Below are 19,849 nucleotides of genomic sequence, written 5' to 3'. Positions count from 1 at the left end.
ACGTCAGGACCCCGCGGTCTGGGCGGTGGCGCGCCGCCGGTCGATCACGGCGGCGATCGCGCGCAGGTCGGGCTGGCGCAACAACTCGGGTGCGCGCAGGTGCACCCGGGTCTCCCGTTCCAGTACTTCGAGGAGCCGGGCCACGAGGATGGAGGTGCCTCCGGCATCGCTGAAGTTGTCGTCCAGGGCGATGTCGGGGCGGCCGATCAGGTCGCGGACCGTGGTGAGCACGAGCAGTTCGTCGGCGCTCGCGCCCTCGGGCAGGGCGGCCCCGGTGACGGCGTGCACCCGCGCCTCCTCGGCCTGCTCGCGCAGGACGGCCCGGTCCACCTTTCCGTTGGCGTCCAGCGGGAAGGCGTCCACGACCCGTACCGCCGAGGGCACCGCCTGCTCGGGCAGCCAGGCCCGTACGGCGGCGAGGAGCTCGTCGGGGGAGGGCGCGGCCCCGCCGGCGGGCAGGACGTGCGCCACGAGGCGGGTCCGCCCCTCCGCGTCGCGCACCGCCGTGACCACGGCGCTGCGGACGGCCGGGTCCTGCTCGAAGGCGGCCTCGACCTCGGCGGGTTCGATCCGTACGCCGCTGATCTTGACCTGGTCGTCCAGCCGGCCGAGGAACTCGATGCTGCCGTCGGCCGCCATGCGCACGCGGTCGCCGGTGCGGTACATCCGGTCCAGCTCGGCCAGTGCGGCGGGCGGGGCGGTGAAGCGGCGCGCGGTCAGTTCCGGGTCGAGGTAGCCGAGGGCCAGGCACGAGCCGCCGACGCGCAGCTCGCCGTCCTCGCCGCGCGCGAGGACGGCGCCGTCCGCGTCGGTGACGGCGACGCTCACGCCCGCGATCGGGGTGCCGATGGGCGGTGCGGCGTCGCTGTGGACGTCCGGGTCGTCCGCGCGCATCGCGTGGGTGGTGGTGACCACGGTCGCCTCGGCGGGGCCGTAGGCGTTGTGGACGGTGGCGGTCACGTCCGGGCCGGGGCGTCGGCGCATCCGGTCGCCGCCGACCACGAGGTGACGGACCGGCAGGTCCTGCGGCCAAGGCCGGTCCAGGAGCGGCTCGATCATGGGCGTCGCCGCGACGGTGACCGTGACCCCGGCCTCCCGCCACCAGCCGGTGAGGGCGGTCGGGTCCCACCGGACCTCGTCGGGGGCGGGTACGAGCGCGGCGCCCGAGGTGAGGCCGCCCCACAGCTCCATCAGGTGCGGGTCGAAGGCGACGCCGATGAGCAGGGACTGGCGGTCGCCCGGGGCGAGCCCGGTCTCCGCGCGGTACCAGTCGAGGAGCGCGGCCAGGGCCGGGTCGGCGACCGCGACGGCCTTGGGGCGACCGGTGGAGCCGGAGGTGAGCACCGCGTACAGGGTCCCGGGCACAGCGGTACGGGCGCCGGGCGCGACCGGCGCGAAGGCGGCCACGACCGAGGCGGCGGCGTTCGCCCCAACACCGGAGAGCGGCAACTCCACCAGCTCGACGTCCTCCTGACGCCGCGGAAGCACCGCCGGGTCGCCGATCAGGCAGACGACCCCGAGGTCCTCGGTGACCGCGTTGATGCGGCGTTCCCCGGGCCGCGGGCCGAGCGGCAGGTACACCGCGCCGATCCGGGCCAGCGCGACCGCCGTCACCACCAGGGCCGCCGAGCGGTCCAGACAGACCCCGACGAGGTCGCCCGGGCGGACCCGGTCGGCCAGCGCCGCGGCGAGCGCGTCGGCGTCCGCGTCGAGCTGGGCATAGGTCCAGCGGTGCTCTCCGTCGATCACGGCGGGGGACTCGGGGGCGCTGCGCACCCACTCCTCGTAGCGCGCCAGGACTCCGGGCGCGCCCGGTGCGGCGGCCGGGGCGCCGTGCGCGATGCTCGCCGCGGCGGCCGGCGCGGCGTCCGTGGGGTCGACGTGCTGTCGGGTCATCGGTTCGGCGGTCATCGTGACTCCTTCGGCGCCGTGAGGGCGGGGGCGGCGGACCGCGCGAGGGCGCGGGCCTGGTCGCTGAGGACCGGGTGCTGGAAGAGCAGGCGCAGCGAGGGGCGCTCGCCCAGGTGCGGCTCCAGCCAGGCCGCCAGCTGCGCGGCGAGCAGGGAGTGCCCGCCGATGTTGAAGAAGTGCGAGCCCTCCTCGAAGCGGTCGTGCCCGAGCGTCGCGCGCCAGCCCTGCGCGAGCAGGACGACGGTCGGGTCGTCCGACAGCGCGGGGTCGGACAGCGGCACGGCCTCCTCGACCGGTGCGGCCGGGGCCAGTTCGGCGACCATGCGGGCCAGGGCGGTACGGTCGGGCTTGCCTCCGGCCAGCGTCGGCATGGTGTCGAGGAGCACCCAGCGGGCGGGCACCAGGGCGCCGGGGAGGCGGGTGCTCAGCTCGGAGTGCAGCGCCTGCTCGTCCCAGGCCCCGGTCTCGTCGGCGCGCTCGCGGAAGGCGACCAGGCGGGGTCCGCCGTCAGCGCCCTTGTCGAGGACGACGGCGCAGGACCGACCGCCGAGCGCGGCGGACGCGGCGGCCTCGACCTCTTCGAGCTCGATGCGGTAGCCGCGCAGCTTGATCTGGTTGTCGCGGCGGCCCAGGAAGCGCAGCAGCCCGTCCTCGCCGCGGTAGCCGAGGTCACCGGTGAGGTAGACGCGCTCGCCGCCGAGGGCCGGGACGGTGACGAAGCGGGCGTCGGTGACCTGCGCGTTGCCGACGTAGCCCGCGGCCAATCCGGCGCCGGCTATAGCGAGTTCGCCGACCGCTCCGGTGGGCAGCGGCCGCAGCCCCTCGTCCAGGACGTGGACCCGTTCGCCGGGCAGTTCGCCGCCGAGGGGGATCTCGGCGCCCTCGATCAGGCTGTCGCGGGTGATCTCGTGCACCGTGGAGCTGATCGCCGCCTCGGTCACGCCGTAGACGTTGAGCACGGAGAACGCGGCGGCCGCCTCGGTGGCGGCGAAGAAGTCGCGCATCACGTCGGAGGGGATGCGCTCGCCGCCGAGCACGATCAGCCGCGGAGCCCAGCGGCCCTTCGTCAGGACAGGGAGCAACTCCTCGCGGGTGGCGAGGAAGTAGCTGGTGGGCAGGTTGGCCACGGTGACGCGCGCGGAGGCCAACAGCTGCGCCAGCTCGCCGCCGGTCGGCACGTCCTGCTCGGGCACGACCAGGCAGGCGCCCGCGTACAGCGAGGGCAGCACCTCTTCGAGGGCGACGTCGAAGGACGGCTGGGCGAAGAGGAGCACCCGGTCGCCGTGCCCGAGGTCGAACCGCTCGGCGGCGCCGGTCAGGTGGTTGACCAGGGCGTCGCGCCCGACGGCCACCGCCTTGGGTATGCCGGTCGAACCGGAGGTGTGGATGATGTACGCCGCCTTCGGCACGAGGTCGCAGGCGCGGGCGGTGGGCAGGACCTCGGCGCCGACGACGGCGCTCGGCAGGTCCCGCGGAACGGGGACCGGGCTCGTTTCGGAGGTGAGGACGAGCGCGGGGGACAGCCGGCCGAGCAGCAGCTCCAGGCGTGCGGCCGGGTCGGACGGGGACAGCGGGCAGTACACCGCACCGGTCCGCAGACAGGCGAGGAGCGTGACCACCGAGTCCACGCCGCGCGGCAGCACCGCGGCGACCGGCGCTCCCGCCCGCACTCCCGCGGCCAGCATCCGCTCGGCGAGCGAGGAGACCCGCGCGTCGAGGTCGCCGTAGGTGAGGCGGCGGGCCCCGATCAAGAAGGCGGGCAGCGACGGGTCCTGGCCGGCGGCCGGGTCGAGCGGGTCGCGGTCCGGCGCCGCGGCGACGGCGGGGAGCGCCTCCAGGGACGCGATCGGAGGGGCGAGCGAGCCGAGCTCGGTGGCCGGCGCGTCGAGGTAGGCGCGCAACAGGTCGAGGAAGCGCTCGGCCAGGAGCTCCGCCACGGCCTCGCCGAACAGGTCGACGTCGTAGTCCCAGACGAGGGTCATGCCGGCCGCGCCGTGCCGCAGGCTCACCCCGCGACGGTCGTCGGGGAGCAGCACCACGTCGAGGTCGAAGCGGGTGGTGCCGGTGTTGAACCCCTCGAACAGGCCGATCTCCAGCCCCGGCACGTCCAGTTCGGGCAGCGGAGCGTCGTGCGCGCTGAACATGACGTTGAAGAGCGGGTTGTCCGCGCCGGAGGTGTGCAGGCCGAGCGCCCGCGTCAACTCCTGGACGGGCACCTCCTGGTGGGGCAGGGCACGGATGAGGGTGTCGGTGACCTCGTCCATGGCGTCCTCGGCCGGGGCGGACGCGTCCAGGGACAGGCGCAGCGGGATGGTGTTGACGAACATGCCGACGGCGTCCTCGAAGCCGCGCGGCCGATTGCCCACGGCGGTGCCCACCACCATCTGGCTGCGACCGCTGTGGCGCCGCAGCAGTTCCGCGAAGAGCCCGAGCAGGGTGGCGAAGGGGGTCAGCCCGCGCTCCCGGGTGTGGGCCCGCAGCCGTTCGGCGAGGTCCGCGCCGATCGACTGGCGCAGCTGGCCGCCGTGGTGGCGGCGCCGGGCGCCGGGCCGGGCGAGACCGGGCAGCGGCATGTCGTACGAGGCGTCGCGCAGCGTCTCGGACCAGTACGCCAGGCTCGCGCCCAGGGCGTCGGCGCGCACGTCCCCGGCGCGGGCGCGCACGTGGTCGGCGTACGAGCTGGGGGTGCCCAACTCGATCTCCTCGCCCAGCACCTGGGCGCGGTAGACGCTGAACACGTCGCGCAGCAGGATCGCGAAGGAGTGCCCGTCGTGGATCAGGTGGTGTTCCACGTGGACGAGCCGGTGCTGGTCCTCGGCGAGCTTGACGAGGGTCCAGCGCAGCAGCGGGGCCTCGAAGGTGTCGAGGGGGGTCTCCGCCTCGGTGCGCAGCAGCCGCGCGAACGCGGCCGCCGGGTCGGCCTCGCCGGAGAGGTCCACGGTGCGCAGCCGCGGCGCGCAGTCCTCGACCACCCGCTGACCCGGCATCGCACCGGCCACGGCCACGAGTTCGAGCCGCAGGCCGGGGTGGCGGGCGAGGGTGGCGGCGAGGCCGCTGCGCAGCGCGTCGACGTCGAGGGTGCCCCACAGGTCCAGGGAGGCGGTGAAGTTGTAGGCGCGGCTGCCCGGCTGCACTTCTTCGTGCAGCCAGACGATCTCCTGCGAGGAGGAGAGGGGGAGCATGGCGATCCCTTGGGTTGTCGGGTCGGATGGGCGCGGGCGCACGGTGGCGCGCCCGCGCGGCGGGGCGCCGACCGCGCCGCGGGTCGCGCGGCGCGGTCGGATGTCGGAGATCGGGGGGCGGGCCCTGACTAACGGGCGAGGGCTGCGGCGGGCAGCGCGTCGCACAGGGCCGCGAAGGCTTCCTCGGCGGCGCCGTCGGCGAGGACCGTGCGGTCCCACACCATGCGGAGGTGGAGTTCGGGTCCCTGGGTGGCGGACACCGCGAACGGGGCGCGGACCTGCCGGCCGCCGATGTGCACCTCGCGGCCGGTGGTGGCGCCGAGCCGGAGCGGGGTGCGGTTGCGGGCGTCGTCCACGGTGAGCAGGCCGTCCAGCCTGCCGGACCAGGCGGAGCCGGCGGCGCGGGCCGCACGTACCACCTCGTCGAAGGGGGTGTCGGCCCGGTCCAGGTCATCCCACCAATCGGTGGCGGTGACCTCCGGCGAGGCGCCGCCGCGGGTGTCGGCCGGGAAGACCACGGTGTTGAGGAAGCAGCCGAGGACCTCGGCCGCGCCGGCCGGGCGGCCGCCCCACGGGTAGCCGATGGGCGGGACCGGCCCCGTGCCGTACAGCGCGGTGGCCGCGGCCCGGCAGGCGTCGAGCAGGGCCGGGAAGGGCACCCCGCCGACCGGGGAGGCGAGCCTGCGCTCGGCGGAGCCGCTGGGGAGCCCGGCGGACACGGGGCGGGTGCCGGGCAGTGGGGCCCGCTCGTGCGCCGTGCGCAGCCGTTCGCCCCAGTACGCCAGGGCGCGGGGCGAGGCGGCGCGGTCCTCGGCGTCGAGCTGGCGCAGGACGGCGTCCTTGTACTGCGCCAGCGCGGCGGCGGCCTCGGCGGGCGACACGTCGGCGGCGCCGCGCCGGTCGCGGTAGGCGTCGGCGAGCTCCTCGACGATGCGGGCGAGGGACTGGCCGTCGCAGGCGGTGTGGTCCAGGACTATGGCGAGCAGCTCCTCGGCCGCGCCCCCGCGGTCAGCGGCGTGGGCGAGGAACAGCCGTAACGGCGGGCCCTGCGGGGCCCAGCCCGCCAGTGCCCGCCGCAGCGCGTCCTCGGCGCTCTCGCCGGGCGCGACGTCCACGTGCTCCAGCGGTACGTCGGCCGGCTCCGGCCGCAGTACGGGCGTCGCGCGCACGACGCACGGCCGGGAGCGCAGGACGGGGTGGCGGGCGGCCAGGTGGTCGGCGGCGGCGCGCAGCCGCGCCGGATCGACGGTGCCGCGCGGGAAGGCGAAGAACATCGGCACGATGTCCGCGCGACCGGCGGGGTCCAGGGAGCGGAAGAGCAGGAAGCGTCGCTGGGCCCCGGTGGCGGGCAGGAGCGCTGCCGCCGGGTCACCCGCGCCGAGGCGCTGGTAACGGGCCAGATACTGGGCCGTGATGCTGGGGAGCACGTGATCCTCTCTCGGGAAGAAGCGGGTCAGCGGACGGGGGCGGTCGCGTCGTGGCCGGGCGCCGCGTCCTGCTTCTCGTCGTCATCGGGGTGTGCGACCTCGGGGAGTTCGCGCATCCGCCGCAGCGGGGAGAGCAGCAGCGGAACGGGCACGAGGAGGAAGCCGACGGCGCAGATCCACAGCGCGGCGCGGGCCCCGGACGCCTCGGCGACGGCGCCGCCCACGAGTGCGCCGAGCGGCAGCGTGCCCCACATGAGGAAGCGCAGCGTGGCGTTCATCCGCCCCAACAGGCGCGGAGGACACTGGGTCTGACGGAAACTCACCTGTGCCACGTTGTAGACCACGGCGCCGAAGAAGACCGCACCGGAGGCGACCGCGAAGAGCGCGGCGGCCGGGCCCTTGCCGGACAGCGGCCAGAGCAGCGCGAACGGCCCGGTGACCAGGGAGGACAGCCAGATGATGCGGGCCTGGCCGAAGCGGCGGGCGAGGCGGCCCGCGCACAGGGCGCCGGCGAGTCCGCCGACGGCCGAGGCCGAGAGCATCCCGCCGATGGCGGCGGGCGCCAGATCGAGCACCCGTACCAGGTAAACGGTCTGAGTGGCCATCAGCATGGCCGTGAAGAAGTTCCCGAGGCCGGTCGCCATCGCGATGATGCGCAGCAAGGGGTGGCCGAGCACGAAGCGCAGTCCTTCGCCCACCTCCTTGCGCAGCGATGCGCCGGGGACCGGTTCGGGCTTGCTCTCGGGGCGCCGGATGGCCAGGAGGAACAGGGCGGAGACGGCGTAGCCGATGGCGTCGGCCACGATGGCCAGGTGGGCCCCGACGAGCTGGACGAGCCCGCCGCCGAGTCCGGGCCCGGCCACCTGTGCCGAGGAACGCACGGTCTCCAGGGCCCCGTTGCCCGCCACCAGGTGCTCCCGCGGCAGCAGCTCGGGCAGGTAGCTCTGGTGGGCCACGTCGAAGAAGACGGTGGCGACGCCCACCACCAGGGCGACAACGTACAGCTGGGCCATGGTCAGGACGTCCGCCACCGCGGCGAGCGGCACGCTGGCCATGGCCAGGGCGCGCACGACATCGGCGCGGATCATCAAGGACAGCTTGCGCATCCGGTCGACCCAGGCCCCCGCGGGCAGCCCGATCAGGAGGAACGCGGCGGTCTCGGCCGCGGTGAGCAGTCCCACTTGGAAGGCGGGTGCCTTGAGTTCGAGCACGGCGACCAAGGGCAGGGCGACCAGCGTGACCTGGGCACCGATCTGCCCGGCCGCGGCTCCGGCTAACAGGAAGCGGAAATCGCGCATACGGAACAGACCGCCGGAAGCGGCTTGGGGCGAGGGGGACATATTCCAGACCATGACCGCAGGGCGATCAGGAGTCAAAACAAACAGGACACTTTCGGTCGTTCTTGTGCCATCACGGGAGCGGATCAAGAGAATCAGCGGCCAAGTCAGGGCAACGACCTCATGAATTGCAGGTCGAGAAGCCTGCTGGTGGAGGATTTGCGGCGGCGTGCGGTGGGTGTGCGGGGGCGTACCCGGGGGTCGGAGGCTCCTGGAGCCCCATGGGTGCACTTATGTCCGATACTCACCGTCCCCACATGTTTAGAAGCAACCCCGAGCGCGCTGGGGCGTCGCGCGCCCGCCCCCCTCGCGCCCGCCCGCGGGCGGCGGTCAGCGTCCCAGTCGGGTGAGTTGGCCGTTCAGCTCCGCCATGAACCGCACCACGACGTGCAGTTCCTCGCCGCTGAAGCGGCTCCGGGCGGCTTCGGTGGCCCGGGCCAGCGGGCGGAAGTACGCGCGCGCCGCGTCCCGGCCCGATTCGGCGTAGTGCAGGTGGACCACGCGCCGGTCGTCGGCCGCCCGGACCCGACGGAGGTGGCCCGCCTTCTCCAGCCGGTCGAGGCAGGCCGTCACCGCGCCCGTGGTCAGGTCCATCCGCTGGGCCAGGCGCCCAGGGGTCATGGGGCCGCCGTCCTCGTCGTACTCCGCGTCGAGGACGGCGACGAGCGCCTGCACGTCGGTCAGGTGCAGGCCCTGCCCGCGGGCGAACTCCTGGGCGAGTCGGTTGAGCTCCGCGTTCATCGTGCGCAGCAACACGGCGAAGGACTGCAACCCGATCGGGTCGTCGGGCGGAAGTACGGGTGGGGTGCTGTCGGCGCTACGCATGGCACCAGCATATGATCTCTCAACGATTGAGATACTTTACCGTTGAGTTATTGTTCAACAAGGGGAGAGAACGCGATGACGCGCACACCGCGCTGGGCCCGCTGGCTGGTGCCCGTGGTGCTGCTGGTGATCTGGTTGGGCATCGGCGGGACGCTGGGTCCGTACGCGGGCAGACTCGGCGAGGTCGCCACCAACGACCAGGCCGCCTTCCTGCCCCGGAACGCCGAGTCCACCAAGGTCATCGAGGCCCGCAAGGCCTTCGAGCGCTCGGGGTCGGTGCCCGCGATCGTCGTCTGGCAGCCGTCCGCGGAAGGTCGGGTCAGCGACGTCCAGCAGCGGGAGGCGACCCGGGCCGTCGCCGCCCTGGCTGGCCGGGAGGGCGTCACCGCGGCGCCGTCACCGGCCCTGCGCTCCGAGGACGGCCGGGCCCTCCAGGCCGTCGTGCCCCTGGCCACCGACCTCGGCGACGCGCTGCCGGCCGCCTTGGACCGGGTCCGTACGGCGGCCGCGGCGGTGCCGGGGCTCACCGTGCAGATCGCGGGGCCGGCGGCCACCCAGGCGGACCTCAAGGACGCCTTCGCCGGCATCGACGGGATCCTGCTGGGCGTGGCGCTCGGCGCGGTCCTGTTGATCCTGCTGCTGGTCTACCGCAGCCTCCTGCTGCCGCTCGTGATCATCAGCAGCGCCGTCTTCGCCCTCGGACTGGCCTGCGCGATCGTCTACGCCCTGGCGGACCGCGGCGCCGTGCGGGTCGACGGCCAGGTCCAGGGCATCCTGTCCATTCTGGTCATCGGCGCCGCGACCGACTACGCGCTGCTGCTGGCCGCCCGGTTCAGGGAGGAGCTCGCCGCCCGCGGCGACCGTACGGCCGCGGCCCTCGCCGCCGTACGCCGCTCCGCCGGCGCCATCACCGCCAGCGCCGCGACCGTCGCCCTCGCCCTGCTCGCGCTGCTGGCCAGCGACCTGACCAACAACAGGGCCCTGGGCCCCGTCGGGGCCGTCGGCATCGTCTGCTCCGTCCTGGCCACCCTGACGTTCCTGCCCGCGGTCCTGGCCCTCCTCGGGCGCACCGCCTTCTGGCCCGCCACGCCCCGGGCGGCCGACGCCTCGGAGGAGGGCCACCGCATCTGGCGCCGCGTCGCGGCCGTCATCGACCGGGCGCCGCGCCGCATCTGGGTGTCCACGACCCTGCTCCTGCTGGTCCTCGCCGGCTTCGCGCCGACCTTCTCCTCGCACGGGGTGCCGCTGGACGAGATCTTCGTCAAGGAGGCCCCGTCCGTCTCCGCCCAGGAGTCCCTCGCCCGACACTTCCCCGGCGGCTCCGGCCAGCCCGCGGTGATCATCGCCGACGCCGCCGCGGCCGCGCGGGTGCAAGCGGCCGCCCGGGCGACCGCGGGCGTCGCGTCCGCCGACCCCGTCTCCGCCTCCGGGCGTCCCGGCGCGGAACCCGTGGTGGTCGACGGCCGGATCCGCATCGACGCCACCCTGGCCGCGCCCGCGGACAGCGACGACGCGAAGCGGACGGTCGCCGCGCTGCGCACCCGCCTGCACGCCGTCCCCGGCGCCGACGCGCTCGTCGGCGGCTACACCGCCCAGCAGTACGACACCGAGCGGACCTCGGCCCGCGACCGCACCCTCATCGTCCCCGTCGTGCTCGCCGTCATCCTGCTGATCCTGGTCCTGCTCCTGCGCTCCGTCCTGGTCCCCGTCCTGCTGGTGGCCACAGTGGCCCTGAACTTCCTGGCCACCCTCGGCGTGTCCGCGCTCGTCTTCCAGCACGTGCTCGGCTTCAGCGGTACGGACGCCTCCGTCCCGCTCTACGGATTCGTGTTCCTGGTCGCCCTCGGCGTCGACTACAACATCTTCCTGATGTCCCGCGTCCGCGAGGAGACCCTCACCCACGGCGTCCGCCGGGGCGTCCTGCGCGGCCTGACCACCACCGGCGGCGTCATCACCTCGGCGGGCGTCGTCCTCGCCGCCACCTTCGCCGCCCTGATGGTCATCCCCCTGGCCTTCCTCGTGCAGATCGCCTTCATCGTCGCCTTCGGGGTCCTCCTCGACACCCTCGTCGTCCGCTCCCTCCTCGTCCCCGCCCTCGTGCTCGACATCGGCCCCCGCAGCTGGTGGCCGAGCCGCCTGGCCCACGACGACAGGGCGCAGGAGGTCAAGACGTCGGGGTGAGGCTCCGCAGGCGGTGGTCCCAGCCGATGTCGCGGCAGGTGCGTACGGTGAGGCCCGCGAGGGCGGCCGGCTCCGCATAGTCGGACTCGCCGCGCAGGCCCGAGCCGAAGGCCGCCTTCAGCCCCAGGTGGTGCGGCGCGGCCTCGGTGTCGGCCTCGATCCCGTCCGGCCCTCCACCTGCTCCACCAGCAGCAGGGTGCCGCCCTGCGCGAGCGCCGCCGCGTTCTCGCGCAGGGGAGTGGTCGTCCTCGACGAGTTCTTCGCCGACCGGGGTCAACCGGTAGCCGACCGGCCCTTTCGAAGCGCCTCACCTGCTACCGAGGTAAGGCTAACCTAAGTTTGTGATTCAAGTTGCAGTCGAGCTCCCCGCGGTACCGGTCCGTCCGGCCCGCCCGGGAGACGCACACGTGCTCTTCGCCCTGTCCCGGGGCTTCATGGCCTCCGGAGAGCTGCGCTCCAGGCCCGTCGGCCACTACCTCGCCCGCGCGGGCGAGTTCCTCCTCGCGCCGGACGCGCCGGAAGGTGGGGTCCCCGCCGGATGCGTGGCCGTGCGGGACGAGGGTGAGGGCGTCGCCGTGCTCCACAACTTCTGCGTGGCGCGCGGCAGTCAGGGTCGGGGCGTCGGGTCGGCGCTGCTGCGGGCCGCGCTCGCGCGGGCCCGCCGGCTGGACGCCGATCGGGTGTTCACGGCGACCACGGGGCCCGCCGTGCTGTTCCTGCGGTACGGGTTCACCCCGACGGAGCCGGAACGGGCACCCGCGTCCTGGGCCGCGGCACTGGACCCGGCCCGCGGTTCACGGGTCTATGTACGCACGCTGTGACGCTGCCCGGGCGGTCCGGCGGACGCCCGTCGGACCGCACCGCGCGGGTCGGTACGGGGCTCGGCGCGCGGCAGTGCTGGTTCTCGTCGTTGACGAGCACGAGGTAGCGGGCGTCGCCGTCCCGGACAGGGCGAGCGCCTCGGCCGCGTCGAACAACGCGGCCGACCGGCGCCAGTCCACGCCCCCCTCGACCCGGTCGGGCCGGTTCCGTACGCCCGCACGCGCGGCCACCGTGCGGGCCGGGGCGGGCGCCCGTGTCCGCCGGCCGGGGTCGCCGGGAGGCGGTGGCCGAGATGTCCGGCTTTCATGGTGTCCAATCGACCACCGCATCGACCACCGCCTCGACCATCGATCCCCGGAGGACCCGTGTCCCGCAGACGCCGTTGGACGGCCGGTGCCTGTACCGCAGCGATCACCGTCGGCCTGCTCGTCACCGGGGGCGCCCTCGCCCCGGCGCGGCACGACGCCTCCGCGCGCGGCTCCGAGAACGAGATCGCGGTGGGCGCCTACCTCCACTACGGAACGCCCGGCGTCGACAGGATGGGGGCCCTCTCGCGCTGGCTCGGGGGGACCGAGCTGCGCGCCGGGCACACCTACCTGCCGGGCGACACCTGGGCCAACATCGAAGGGGCGCCCGATTCGCTGGAGAGCTGGGCGCGGTGGCGCCGGGAGAGGCCCGACCGCCTGTTCGTCCTGAACGTGCCCATGCTCCAGAACAACGAGGGCGGGGTCCCGGACCGCCGGGTCGCCGAGCTGCTCCGCTCCGGCGCGCGCGGCGCGTACGACCAGCACTTCCGGCGGCTCGCCGAGCGCCTGGTCGGCCTCGGGGTGCCGGACACCGTGATCGTGCTCGGCTGGGAGATGAACGGCTTCAACTACACCCACCGGTGCCGCCCCGCACCGGAGAGCTGGAAGCAGTACTGGCGGCGCATCGTGGCCGCCATGCGTTCCGTGGAGGGCGAGCGGTTCCAATTCGACTTCGCCCCCAATCGCGGCATCGACGCCATCGCCTGGACCTCGTGCTACCCGGGTGACGACGTGGTCGACATCATCGGCATGGACTCGTACGACCAGCCCCCCGGCAACACCTTCGAGGAACAGGTCACCCAGCCCTACGGGCTCCAGCACCAGGTCGACTTCGCGCGGCAGCACGGCAAACCGATCTCGTACCCCGAGTGGGGGCTGTTCCGCCGCGGTGACAACCCGGCGTACATGCGGAACATGCTGGGCTGGATCGCCGACCACGAGCCGCTCTACCAGAGCATCACCGACTACTGCCCGCACGGCGTGTGGCAGTGCACCAAGAACCCGCGCTCCGCCCGCGTGTTCCAGGAGTTCCTGTCGACCCACCCGGGCCGGTCACAGCGTTAGCCCCTCCGCCGTGCCCTGTGTGGTGAACGCAACTCTCCGCGCCCGGCCGCGCCGGAGGCGCTTGAGCGCCACGTCAACGGGGAACGCGATGCCGTGCGGCGCCGTGCGGCGCCGAAGGAGCACCGGGTGACCGGGGAGGGAGAAGTCGAGTGGAGAGCCTTCATTTCAGCAGCGGGGACCTGGAAGCCACGCAGGAGTTCCTGTCCTCGGCCTACACCCCCATGCGGATCGGTGGCCGCCCTGCGGACACCCGGGCGCGGATCTCCCGCACGGCGGCGGGCGGCCTGAGCGTGGACCGCCTGGCCTTCGGCTACACGATGGCCTACGACGCGGGTTGCCTGGGCAAGGTGTGCCTGGTGACGATGCACTCCGGCACGATCGCGGACACCACCGGCGGTCGCCACGAGGTGTTCGGACCGGGCGAGACCTTCCTGCTGGCCCCCCACGACCGGCCGTACGCGGGCCGGGTCCACGAAGCCCGGTACACGATCACGATGTTCGACCCCGAACTGTTGGGCCGGGTCTCCTCCCTGCCCGGGGGCGGCGAGGTGCGGATCGCCGGCGCCCGGCCGGTCGACGCGGCCGCGAACCGCAGGCTGGGCGCCGCCGTCGCCTACCTGCGCGACCACGTCCTGGACGAGGTGTCCGCGTCCCCCGACGGCGACCGGCTCCTCGTCTCCACCGCTGCCCAACACCTGGCGGCGACGGTCCTGGCGACCCTGCCGCACACCGCCTACGGCGAGGAGGAGAGACCGCGGGACACCCGCGACGCCGGGGGCGACACCCTGCGCCGCGCCGTCGAGTTCATCGAGGCCCACGCCCACCGCGACATCACCCTCGCGGACATCGCGGCGTCGATCCCCGTCACCCCGCGCGCGGTCCAGTACGCCTTCCGCGCCCACGCGGGCACGACGCCGCTCGGCCACCTGCGCCGGGTCCGGCTGGCCCGTGCGCACGCCGAACTGCTCGCCGCGGACCCCGCGGACGGCACGACCGTCTCCGGCGTCGCCGCTCGTTGGGGCTTCGCCCACCAGGGTCGGTTCGCCGCCGCCCATCGACGGGCGTACGGCGTGGCGCCGTCCGTGGCCCTCGGCACCCGGCGGGCCTGAGCGGGTGCGTCAGGTCGACGGCGCGGACGGCTCCGCGTCGTCGGCCGGCAGCTCGCCGGGCTCGGCGACCTCGAAGAGGGTGTCGGCGCCCGCAATGCTCAACAGGCGCGATATCTGCGGGCCCGGACGGGACAGGGCCAGCGACCGCCCGCTGGCGACACACATCAGCCGTGCCTGGAGCAGCGCGTTGAGGCCGGTGGAGTCGCAGAAGGAGAGCCGGTCGAGGTCGATCACGACGCGTGCGGGCGCCCCGGCGCCGGAGCAGACCTGCGGCAGTACCGCGCGCAGGGCGTCGACGTGGTCGAGGTCCAGGTCACCGTTGAGCGTGATGACGGTGACGTCCTGACGGGTCACGACGGTGACGCTCTGCGGAGCCGGGACGTCCATCGGGGTCACGCGACTCCTCGTGTCGGATGCGGGCAGCGACCACGGGCGGCCGTGGTCACGATCGACCCGGCTTCGCTCGCGGCCTGGGACGACGGTAGGGCGCGGCGGGCCGATCCGTCAGCTCGGCAAACGAAGGATCGCAGGGACCGGTGGCGGCCCCGTTCGTTTGGCGGACGGTCGCCCGGTCGGGTTTCCGATCGGCCGCAGCGGGCACCCGGGCCGCAATGGGGCGTGCGTCCCGGGTGAGGGAGTTGCAGTTCGTGAACACACACGTGTGGGCGTACCGGCAGAGCTCGGGCTACCGGCCGGGCATGGACCTGACCGGCTACCAGGTGGCGGCGACCGAGGGGCCCATCGGCGAGGTCGACGGGCACTCCGAGGCGATCGGATCCGCCTACCTGCTGGTCGACACCGGCCCGTGGACCTGCGCGAAGGACGTGCTCCTCCCGGTCCGCGCGATCACGAGGGTCGACGAGGTGACCCGACGGATCCTCGTCGACCTCACCCGGGCCGAGATCGAGGAAGCCCCCGACTTCGACCGGGACAAACACTTCGGGAGCGCGGACTTCCGCTCCGAACTCAGCACGTACTACGGCTTCGGCGCGTCCCGCACGGGTCGCTCCGCCTGATCTCCGCCGCCCCCAGCCCGCCCCGCCCGATCCGGCCGGGTGGACGACACGGGACCGGCGGTCCCTCCCGCACTGCTGCGAAGTCCGGCTGGATGGGGGAGGCTTGGGGCCATGGGACGAGACCTCGCGAAGCCCGTGCACCGCGTATTGGCGGCCTTGGTGACCGCCCTGCTGGCGTCGGGGGTGTGGGCCGCCTGGCTGGGGTGGGACCAGCACCGCGACGTACACCCCGACGGCACGACGACCGGACCGTACGCGGCCTGGCAGGTCGTCGGGCTCGTACTGACCCTGCTGGCACCGGCGTACGCGATCGTCGCCCGCTACGGCGGCGCGGTCTACGTGCTCGGCACCACGGCGGGTCTGGGCGCTGCCGCGGGGTACGACTGGTCGGACGATGCCAGCGGTCTGTTCGTGATCGGCGTCGGGCTCGTCGTGGCGGGGAGCCTGGCCGCGACCGCCCTCGTGAGCACCGTGATCACCTCCATGACCGGGCGCGGGAACCGACGTCGGACGTGACCCGTCAGGTGGGGTCCCGCGTGTCCCGGCCGCCGTGGTCCCGCGCCGCCGGCGCCGTCATCCCCGTACGATCGCGCGCACGTTCTCGATGCTGCCGCAGTCCGCCGCGAGCTGCCGTTCGCGCTCGCGCAGGAACGCCCTCCCGAGCTCGGCCCGCCGCTCGGCGGGGACGTTCTCCCGCGCGCCGTTGAGGATCGTGCGTTCCTCCTCGTCCAGGTGGTGCGAGACGGCCTTGGACAGGTCCTCCAGGCGCGCGTCCCAGGTGTCGGAACCTTCCTCCTCCGATACCTCCAGTAGCGCGAGGAGCGCCTCGTTGCCCTCGGCGTGCTCTTCGGCGCCGTGCTCCACCTCGTCGTCGTCGACGTTCTTGAACCGCTTCAGCGCGCTGTAGACCTCCGCCTCCTCGGCCTCGCCGTGCGCGATGAGGAGGGCGGAGAAGGTGGCCAGGGCGCCCGCCCGATCCGCCTCGACGCTGCGCATCCGCCGGAAGAGGTCCTCCATCCTCCGATGGTCCTTGAGGATCATGGCGACGACGTCCTGGTTCTCCTGCTCGTCCGCGGTCATGCCCGGATACCTCCTGCTCGCCGGAATTCGCTTCGTCCGGCGCCTGCTCGATGCGCGCCGGTCCAAACCCCGCGGCGGGGGACCGGATCGGTTTCGGTTTGTTCCTGGGCGACGGGGGCAGCCGCGTCGGAGACGGAAGAGAGCCCCCGGAACGGAGGCCGGAGATGTCGACCAATTCACTGATAGCCGTCATCGTCGTGGCAGCGGTCGTCGTGATAGCGCTCACGGCACTGTTGTGGACGTTGGCGAGACGACGCCACCTGCGGGAGAGGTTCGGGCCCGAGTACGAGCGCACCATCGAGGAACGGGGCGACAAGCGGTCCGCCGAGCGCGATCTGCGCGCCCGTGAGGAACGGCACGACCGATTGGACATCAAGGAGCTGTCGGCCGGGCGCCGACACCAGTACGCGGACGAATGGAGCGGCGTACAGCAGGAGTTCGTGGACCGGCCCGAAGGTTCCGTGGAGCGGGCCGACGAACTCGTGACGCGACTGATGGGCGAGCGCGGATACCCCACGGAGGGGTTCGACGATCAGCTGCGGGACCTGTCGGTGGAGCACGGTCGCACGGTGGAAGAGTACCGGGCGGCCCATGCCGTCAAGGTGCGCAGCGGTGCGGGAAAGGCGACGACCGAGGAACTGCGCGGGGCGATGGTGCACTACCGCGCGCTGTTCGAGGAGCTGTTGTCCGACCAGAGGAGCCGGTGACGATGACGATGGACCATGAAGAACGACGGTCGGGGCGGACCTCCGGGCCCGTACCGACGACGGAGGACCTCGCACGCGCGGCGCAGCAGCCCGCGGACCGGGAAGCGGCCGTCTTCCCGGGCGAGGCCACGACCGCTCCGGGCCGGGCCACGGCCCCTCCGGGCGGGGACACGGGCGGGCGGCGCGACCGCGACCCGGCGGGGCGCCCGCCGGCGGACCGGCCCGTCGGAGCCGTGTCCGACGACGTCGGGGCCGCGCCCGAGGCGGGGCGGCGCGAGAGCGTCGCCGGCGGCGAGGAACCGCTGCTGGGCGTGACGGACGCGGAGCGCTACCGCACCAGGTGGACGGAGATCCAGGGCCGCTTCGTGGACGAGCCCCGGGAGGCGGTCAGGTCCGCCGACACCCTGGCGGCGGAGGTCATGCAGGCCTTCGCGGGCACGCTCGCCGATCACCGCGGCGGCCTGGAGAAGCAGTGGGACCGCGGTGAGGAGGTGGCCACGGAGGACCTGCGACAGGCGATGCGGGCCTACCGTTCGCTGGTCGATCGACTGCTCGCCACCTGAGCCGCCGGGCCGGGAGCGACACGACGGGGGACGGGCGTTCGCGCCCGTCCCCCGTCGTGTCGCGGTGGCCGGGCCCCGCGGCCCCGGGCTAGCGTGGGGCGATCGAGGGGCGGGGCGGACCGAGGGGTTGGAGCGAGCCGTGGCGGATCTGGACGCGTTCACCGACGCACTCGACTATCCGGTGTACGTGGTGACCGCGGCGGCCGGGGAGCGGACGGCGGGTTGCCTGGTGGGCTTCGCCTCCCAGTGCTCGATCGACCCGCCCCGCTTCATGGTGTGGCTCTCCAAGGCCAACCGCACGTACCGGATCGCCCGGCAGGCCTCCCACCTGGCGGTGCACACGCTGCGGGACGACCAGAAGCGGACCGCGGAACTCTTCGGGGGCCGGACGGGCGACGACATCGACAAGTTCGAGCACATCGACTGGCACCGGCTGACCACGGACGGCGCGGACGCGCCGGTCCTCGACGACGTCCGGGCCTGGTTCCTCGGCCGGATCGAAGAGCAGGTCGACGGCGGCGACCACGTCGGATTCCGACTCGCGCCCGTCGCGGAGGGTCCCCCCGGCCCGCTGCGCCCGCCGCTGCTGCTCTTCAGCGACGTCGCCGACCTCACCCCGGGGCACCCGGCCTAAGGCGCCTCCTTCGGATCTCGCCGGGCCCGCGGTCGGTCGGTGTCGGCGGCTCCGGTGGGACGCGTACGAGCCCGGTCATGCGGGGTCGGGGGAGGGCCGGGCCGAGAGCGGGGTGGCGATCTCCTCCAGGGAGCGGCCTTCGGCCGCGACCGCGTAGCGGACGGCCACGAGTCCCGCGGCCACCATGAGCCCCGCGCCGACGCAGAAGGCGAGCACCGCGTCGGACACGACCCCGCTGGCGGTCAGGCCGGCGAAGAGGAGCGGGCCCGAAATGCCGCCGGCCGCCGTGCCGATGGCGTAGAAGAAGGCGATGGCCATCGCCCGGGTTTCCATCGGGAAGATCTCGCTGACCGTCAGGTAGGCGGAGCTGGCTCCGGCCGAGGCGAAGAAGAGCACGACGCACCAGCAGGCGGTCATGGTCACGGCGGTGAGGCGGCCCGCGCCGAAGAGCCAGGCGGTGCCGAAGAGCAGCACCCCGGACAGGATGTACGTGCCGGCGATCATCGGCCGTCGCCCGACCGTGTCGAACATGCGCCCCAGCAGGAGCGGGCCGAGGAAGTTCAAGAACGCCACCACGGCGAAGTAGAAGCCGGTCACCCCGCTGGAGACGTGGAAGAAGGTGACCAGGATGGAACCGAAGCCGAAGGTGATCGCGTTGTACAGGAAGGCCTGGCCCACGAAGAGGGACAACCCGAGGACGGCGCGGCGCGGATACGAGCGGAAGACCGTCTTCGCGATCTCGCCGAAGCCGATGCTGTGGCGCTGCGTCATCGTGATGGCCCGCTCCGGCGCGGGCAGCCCCCGCCCCTGCTCCGCCTCCACCCGCCGTTCCACGTCCGAAACCAGCGCTTCCGCCTCCTCGGCCCGGCCATGGATGATCATCCACCGCGGGCTCTCGGGCACGTGGCGCCGGACGAGCAGGATGACCAGGCCGAGCACGACCCCGAGCGCGAACGTCAGCCGCCAGCCCAGCGACTTCGGGAAGATCCCGGTGTCCAGGGCGAGGACCGAGAGCAGGGCGCCGGCGACCGCGCCGATCCAGAAGCTGCCGTTGATGATCAGGTCCACCCGGCCGCGGAACCTACTGGGGATGAGCTCGTCGATGGCCGAATTGATGGCGGCGTACTCGCCGCCGATGCCGAAGCCGGTGAGGAACCTGAAGAGGAAGAACCACCAGGCGGAGAAGGACACCGCCGTCAGCGCGGTCGCCGCCAGGTAGACACCGAGGGTGACCAGGAACAACCGCTTGCGCCCGTAGAGGTCGGTCAGACGGCCGAAGACCAGCGCGCCGGCGCAGGCCCCCGCGACGTAGAGGGCGGCTGCCATCCCGGTGACCTGGGCGTCCGTGATCGACAGTCCACTGCCGTCCTCGGAGATCCGGCTCGCGATGCTCCCGACGACGGTGACTTCGAGACCGTCCAGGATCCATACGGTGCCCAGCCCGATCACGATCATCCAGTGCCAGCGGGACCACGGCAGGCGGTCCAACCGGGCCGGTACCTCGGTGGTGACGGACACCGTCTTCGACTCGGTTCGCTCCGACATGTTCCCGCGTCTGCCCGGGCCGTCCTGGCACAAACCGCCCGGCCGCGCGGGACGGACCGGCGGACGTGCCTCGTCCGGTCAGCGGCAGCGGTGCCGGCGGTGGTGCTGCCGGCGGTGACGGCATCATCGCCCAGGGTGGG

Annotated in this window: 18 protein-coding genes; 9 read left to right on the top strand and 9 right to left on the bottom strand. The window is 73.7% G+C overall.

Going from position 1 to position 19,849, the window contains the following annotated elements; all coding sequences use genetic code 11:
- Window positions 1–3: 3 nt before the first annotated feature.
- The 5 genes from ACIBEA_RS05440 to ACIBEA_RS05420 form a co-directional block, all read right to left on the bottom strand.
- Window positions 4–1,911, bottom strand: a complete 1,908-nt coding sequence (locus ACIBEA_RS05440) for a non-ribosomal peptide synthetase (protein ID WP_399258236.1) — start codon at window positions 1,909–1,911, stop codon at window positions 4–6.
- On the bottom strand, window positions 1,908–5,093 hold the full coding sequence (locus tag ACIBEA_RS05435; RefSeq protein WP_399258235.1) for an amino acid adenylation domain-containing protein: 3,186 nt from the start codon (window positions 5,091–5,093) through the stop codon (window positions 1,908–1,910). Before ACIBEA_RS05435 ends, ACIBEA_RS05440 begins: the two co-directional genes overlap by 4 nt.
- Before the next feature lie 128 nt (window positions 5,094–5,221).
- Window positions 5,222–6,520 carry a condensation domain-containing protein gene (locus tag ACIBEA_RS05430; protein WP_399258233.1) on the bottom strand — a complete coding sequence of 433 codons (1,299 nt, stop codon included), beginning with the start codon at window positions 6,518–6,520 and terminating at the stop codon, window positions 5,222–5,224.
- Window positions 6,521–6,546: 26 nt separating this feature from the next.
- Window positions 6,547–7,860 carry an MFS transporter gene (locus tag ACIBEA_RS05425; protein WP_399258230.1) on the bottom strand — a complete coding sequence of 438 codons (1,314 nt, stop codon included), beginning with the start codon at window positions 7,858–7,860 and terminating at the stop codon, window positions 6,547–6,549.
- A 327-nt stretch (window positions 7,861–8,187) separates the two neighbouring features.
- On the bottom strand, window positions 8,188–8,682 hold the full coding sequence (locus ACIBEA_RS05420) for a MarR family winged helix-turn-helix transcriptional regulator (protein ID WP_399258227.1): 495 nt from the start codon (window positions 8,680–8,682) through the stop codon (window positions 8,188–8,190).
- A gap of 75 nt (window positions 8,683–8,757) precedes the next feature.
- Between ACIBEA_RS05420 and ACIBEA_RS05415 the strand changes: the two genes are divergently transcribed.
- A complete protein-coding gene (locus ACIBEA_RS05415; RefSeq protein ID WP_399258225.1) occupies window positions 8,758–10,863 on the top strand; it encodes an MMPL family transporter in 2,106 nt (701 codons plus the stop codon).
- On the opposite strand, the gene ACIBEA_RS05410 is transcribed toward ACIBEA_RS05415, so the two are convergent.
- Window positions 10,847–11,140 (bottom strand): hypothetical protein, encoded by a 294-nt coding sequence (locus ACIBEA_RS05410; protein ID WP_399258223.1) that lies wholly within the window; start codon window positions 11,138–11,140, stop codon window positions 10,847–10,849. The genes ACIBEA_RS05415 and ACIBEA_RS05410 overlap by 17 nt on opposite strands.
- Window positions 11,141–11,204: 64 nt before the next feature.
- Between ACIBEA_RS05410 and ACIBEA_RS05405 the strand changes: the two genes are divergently transcribed.
- From ACIBEA_RS05405 to ACIBEA_RS05395, 3 genes are all read left to right on the top strand, one after another.
- Window positions 11,205–11,684 (top strand): GNAT family N-acetyltransferase, encoded by a 480-nt coding sequence (locus ACIBEA_RS05405; protein ID WP_399258221.1) that lies wholly within the window; start codon window positions 11,205–11,207, stop codon window positions 11,682–11,684.
- 366 nt (window positions 11,685–12,050) lie between these two features.
- Complete coding sequence (locus tag ACIBEA_RS05400) at window positions 12,051–13,055, top strand: glycoside hydrolase family 26 protein (RefSeq protein WP_399258219.1); 1,005 nt, start codon at window positions 12,051–12,053, stop codon at window positions 13,053–13,055.
- A gap of 149 nt (window positions 13,056–13,204) precedes the next feature.
- Window positions 13,205–14,164, top strand: coding sequence for an AraC family transcriptional regulator (locus tag ACIBEA_RS05395; protein WP_399258217.1), 960 nt, complete (start codon window positions 13,205–13,207; stop codon window positions 14,162–14,164).
- A 9-nt stretch (window positions 14,165–14,173) separates the two neighbouring features.
- Here the strand turns inward: ACIBEA_RS05395 and ACIBEA_RS05390 are convergent, their stop codons facing one another.
- Window positions 14,174–14,551, bottom strand: coding sequence for an STAS domain-containing protein (locus tag ACIBEA_RS05390; protein WP_399259035.1), 378 nt, complete (start codon window positions 14,549–14,551; stop codon window positions 14,174–14,176).
- A gap of 260 nt (window positions 14,552–14,811) precedes the next feature.
- Between ACIBEA_RS05390 and ACIBEA_RS05385 the strand changes: the two genes are divergently transcribed.
- Together ACIBEA_RS05385 and ACIBEA_RS05380 are read left to right on the top strand one after the other, a co-directional pair.
- Window positions 14,812–15,180 carry a PRC-barrel domain-containing protein gene (locus ACIBEA_RS05385; RefSeq protein WP_399258216.1) on the top strand — a complete coding sequence of 123 codons (369 nt, stop codon included), beginning with the start codon at window positions 14,812–14,814 and terminating at the stop codon, window positions 15,178–15,180.
- A 111-nt stretch (window positions 15,181–15,291) separates the two neighbouring features.
- Complete coding sequence (locus ACIBEA_RS05380) at window positions 15,292–15,696, top strand: hypothetical protein (protein WP_399258214.1); 405 nt, start codon at window positions 15,292–15,294, stop codon at window positions 15,694–15,696.
- 57 nt (window positions 15,697–15,753) lie between these two features.
- On the opposite strand, the gene ACIBEA_RS05375 is transcribed toward ACIBEA_RS05380, so the two are convergent.
- Entirely contained in the window at window positions 15,754–16,260 is a 507-nt protein-coding gene (locus ACIBEA_RS05375; protein ID WP_399258212.1) for a hemerythrin domain-containing protein, read from the bottom strand.
- 164 nt (window positions 16,261–16,424) lie between these two features.
- Between ACIBEA_RS05375 and ACIBEA_RS05370 the strand changes: the two genes are divergently transcribed.
- The 3 genes from ACIBEA_RS05370 (at window position 16,425) to ACIBEA_RS05360 (ending at window position 18,164) form a co-directional block, all read left to right on the top strand.
- The gene (locus ACIBEA_RS05370) at window positions 16,425–16,967 is read left to right on the top strand and encodes a hypothetical protein (protein WP_399258210.1); all 543 of its coding nucleotides are present in this window, start codon (window positions 16,425–16,427) and stop codon (window positions 16,965–16,967) included.
- Window positions 16,968–16,969: 2 nt separating this feature from the next.
- Window positions 16,970–17,530, top strand: a complete 561-nt coding sequence (locus ACIBEA_RS05365) for a hypothetical protein (RefSeq protein WP_399258208.1) — start codon at window positions 16,970–16,972, stop codon at window positions 17,528–17,530.
- A gap of 139 nt (window positions 17,531–17,669) precedes the next feature.
- On the top strand, window positions 17,670–18,164 hold the full coding sequence (locus ACIBEA_RS05360; RefSeq protein ID WP_399258206.1) for a flavin reductase family protein: 495 nt from the start codon (window positions 17,670–17,672) through the stop codon (window positions 18,162–18,164).
- Between the two features lie 75 nt (window positions 18,165–18,239).
- Here ACIBEA_RS05360 and ACIBEA_RS05355 read toward each other — a convergent pair whose 3' ends face one another.
- Window positions 18,240–19,709 carry an MFS transporter gene (locus tag ACIBEA_RS05355; protein ID WP_399258204.1) on the bottom strand — a complete coding sequence of 490 codons (1,470 nt, stop codon included), beginning with the start codon at window positions 19,707–19,709 and terminating at the stop codon, window positions 18,240–18,242.
- Between the last annotated feature and the right edge of the window lie 140 nt (window positions 19,710–19,849).

The sequence above is a fragment of the Streptomyces sp. NPDC051555 genome (assembly GCF_044454405.1).
Classification (GTDB): domain Bacteria; phylum Actinomycetota; class Actinomycetes; order Streptomycetales; family Streptomycetaceae; genus Streptomyces.
This window is presented reverse-complemented; position numbering and strand designations above follow the sequence as displayed.

Bases quoted from the DNA above. Each gene is read 5' to 3' on its own strand.
- ACIBEA_RS05355 (WP_399258204.1), bottom strand. From the start codon at position 19,709: ATGTCGGAGCGAACCGAGTCGAAGACGGTGTCCGTCACCACCGAGGTA.
- ACIBEA_RS05425 (WP_399258230.1), bottom strand. From the start codon at position 7,860: ATGTCCCCCTCGCCCCAAGCCGCTTCCGGCGGTCTGTTCCGTATGCGC.
- ACIBEA_RS05375 (WP_399258212.1), bottom strand. From the start codon at position 16,260: ATGACCGCGGACGAGCAGGAGAACCAGGACGTCGTCGCCATGATCCTC.
- ACIBEA_RS05380 (WP_399258214.1), top strand. From the start codon at position 15,292: ATGGGACGAGACCTCGCGAAGCCCGTGCACCGCGTATTGGCGGCCTTG.
- ACIBEA_RS05390 (WP_399259035.1), bottom strand. From the start codon at position 14,551: ATGGACGTCCCGGCTCCGCAGAGCGTCACCGTCGTGACCCGTCAGGAC.
- ACIBEA_RS05440 (WP_399258236.1), bottom strand. From the start codon at position 1,911: ATGACCGCCGAACCGATGACCCGACAGCACGTCGACCCCACGGACGCC.
- ACIBEA_RS05370 (WP_399258210.1), top strand. From the start codon at position 16,425: ATGTCGACCAATTCACTGATAGCCGTCATCGTCGTGGCAGCGGTCGTC.
- ACIBEA_RS05420 (WP_399258227.1), bottom strand. From the start codon at position 8,682: ATGCGTAGCGCCGACAGCACCCCACCCGTACTTCCGCCCGACGACCCG.
- ACIBEA_RS05435 (WP_399258235.1), bottom strand. From the start codon at position 5,093: ATGCTCCCCCTCTCCTCCTCGCAGGAGATCGTCTGGCTGCACGAAGAA.
- ACIBEA_RS05415 (WP_399258225.1), top strand. From the start codon at position 8,758: ATGACGCGCACACCGCGCTGGGCCCGCTGGCTGGTGCCCGTGGTGCTG.
- ACIBEA_RS05365 (WP_399258208.1), top strand. From the start codon at position 16,970: ATGACGATGGACCATGAAGAACGACGGTCGGGGCGGACCTCCGGGCCC.